General features: G+C 62.3%; 3 protein-coding genes. 2 read left to right on the top strand and 1 reads right to left on the bottom strand.

The window, feature by feature from the left end; translation table 11 throughout:
- Together VEK15_00935 and VEK15_00930 are read left to right on the top strand one after the other, a co-directional pair.
- The coding region (locus tag VEK15_00935) for a gamma-glutamyltransferase (GenBank protein HXV59227.1) at positions 1-858 on the top strand (858 nt) is incomplete at its 5' end.
- Between the two features lie 16 nt (positions 859-874).
- A complete protein-coding gene (locus tag VEK15_00930; protein ID HXV59226.1) occupies positions 875-1,237 on the top strand; it encodes a gamma-glutamylcyclotransferase family protein in 363 nt (120 codons plus the stop codon).
- A 21-nt stretch (positions 1,238-1,258) separates the two neighbouring features.
- Here VEK15_00930 and VEK15_00925 read toward each other — a convergent pair.
- Positions 1,259-2,087: aminotransferase class III-fold pyridoxal phosphate-dependent enzyme (locus tag VEK15_00925; protein ID HXV59225.1), on the bottom strand; the 829-nt coding region annotated here is incomplete at its 5' end.

Here is a 2,087-nt window from a genome sequence, read left to right as displayed (position 1 = left end):
GATTACATCCACGTGCTCTCCCAGGTGATCGAGCTCGGCATGGCGGACAGCCACAAATATGTCGGTGACCCTGATTTCGCGGATACCCCGAAAGCGCTCTACTCGAAGGCCTACGGCCGGAAGCGGGCCGAGCTCGTCGACGAGAACCGGGCGTTCGACGACATGCCTCCGTGGGGCGATCCCGAGAACATGCGGAACATCGCGACCGATTCACCGACGGTGTTCGCCCGACGGCACGACGAAAACGAAGGACGTCCGAATCCGGTTCCTTTTCCTGACACCACGTCCCTCAACGCGATGGATGGAGAGGGGAACCTGTTCTCCATGACGGAGAGCGACGGCCACATGGTGACACCCATGATTCCAGGATGGGGATTCGGGCTCGGCGGGCGCATGTCACAGCTCAATCTCGACCCTGGCCTCGCGAACGTCATGGCACCGAAGAAGAGACCGCGCAACACGAACAATCCCATCCTCATCATGAAGGACGGAAAACCATTCATGGGGCTCTCCACTCCGGGTGGCGACCAGCAGGCGCAGGCGATGCTCCAGGTCTTCCTGAACGTCGTCGTCTGGGGGATGTCGCCGGAGCAGGCTCTCGACCAGCCTCGTTTCGGGACCTACAACTTCCCCGCCACTGGAAGCGAGATCAACGAGAACCCAGGTGTGCTGCGGCTCGAGGAGCGGATCCCCGCCGCCACCTTCGACGCCCTCGGTGCCAGGGGTCACGACGTGCAGTCCTGGGGCCTCTGGAACTGGCGCAGCGGAGCGCTCACCGTCACCTATCGGGACCCGCAAACGGGAGTTCTGATTGCCGCGGGGGACGTGCGCCGCGAGACGAGCGCTCTCGGTTATTAAAGGAGCGGGCGACGCATTGCGGGCATGCAGGCTCGTCGCCGTCTACGGAACGCTCAGGGAAGGCCAGTACAACCACGAGATCTATCTGAAGGGTGAGCGGCCGGTCCGTCGCGGCTCGGTCGAGCTGCCGTTCCGCATGTATGCGAACGACGAATACCCGATGATCGTGCCGAGCAACGAGCGCCATCCCATCTGGGTCGAGGTCTTCCGAGTCGACGAGCTCAAGCTTCGAGAGCTCGATGCGCTCGAAATACCGTATGGCTACCGGCGCGAGACGATGCGCCTCGAGAACTTCGACATCGAGGCCGAGATCTACGTGTATCCGGCACCGCCGCCGCCTGGATTCCAACTCGTCGAGAACGGGGACTGGAACGCTTGACGGCGCTCGCGCAGATTGTCATCAGCGGGCAGACAGGCACTCGTCCAGTATCTGAAGACCGGTATCGACGTCGTACTCATCGATGACGAGTGGCGGGGCAATACGGATCACGCTCTCGCCGCAAGATAGCAGCAGCAGTCCTTTGCCGAACGCTCGTTGCTCGATGTCGTGCACGAGCGTCTTGGCCGGCTCCTTCGTCTGGCGATCCTTGACGAGCTCGACCCCGATGAACAGCCCTACACCTCGGAGATCCCCGATGACCGAGTGACGGGCCATTAGCTGCTCGAGCCCCGCCATCATCCGCTGCCCCATGACTCGAGCATTCTCGATGAGCCCATCTTCCAGTACGTCGAGCGTCGCCAGCGCGGCCGCGCAGCAGAGGGGGTTTCCTCCGAAGGTCGAGCCATGAGAGCCCGACCTCCACTTCATCACCGATTCTTTGGCGATGATGGCGCCGATGGGCATTCCCGATCCCAACCCTTTGGCCGAAAGCAGCACGTCGGGCTCGACGCCCGCGTGCTCCGCCGCCCACATCTTGCCGGAGCGGCCCACACCCGTCTGGATCTCGTCGAAGACCAACAGGATTCCATGCTCGTCGCAGAGGCTTCGAAGCCCCTGGAGAAAGCTCCATGGCGGTACGACGTAACCACCCTCACCCAACATCGGCTCGATAAAGATACCGGCCACTTCATCGGGCGAGAGATGGTGTTTGAAGAGATCGTCGCGAATCAGATCGAGAACGAATTCACCCACGTCCTCGCCACCGGTCTCGAGTCGGTAAGGGTAGGGGTATGGCACATGGTGGACCCCGGGAAGGAACGGACCGAAGTGCGCTCGCTGCGCCACCTTG

It is taken from the genome of Vicinamibacteria bacterium (genome assembly GCA_035620555.1).
In the GTDB taxonomy this organism is placed as follows: domain Bacteria; phylum Acidobacteriota; class Vicinamibacteria; order Marinacidobacterales; family SMYC01; genus DASPGQ01.
The sequence above is the reverse complement of the archived record's forward strand: the minus strand, read 5'-3'. Positions and strand labels throughout refer to the sequence as shown.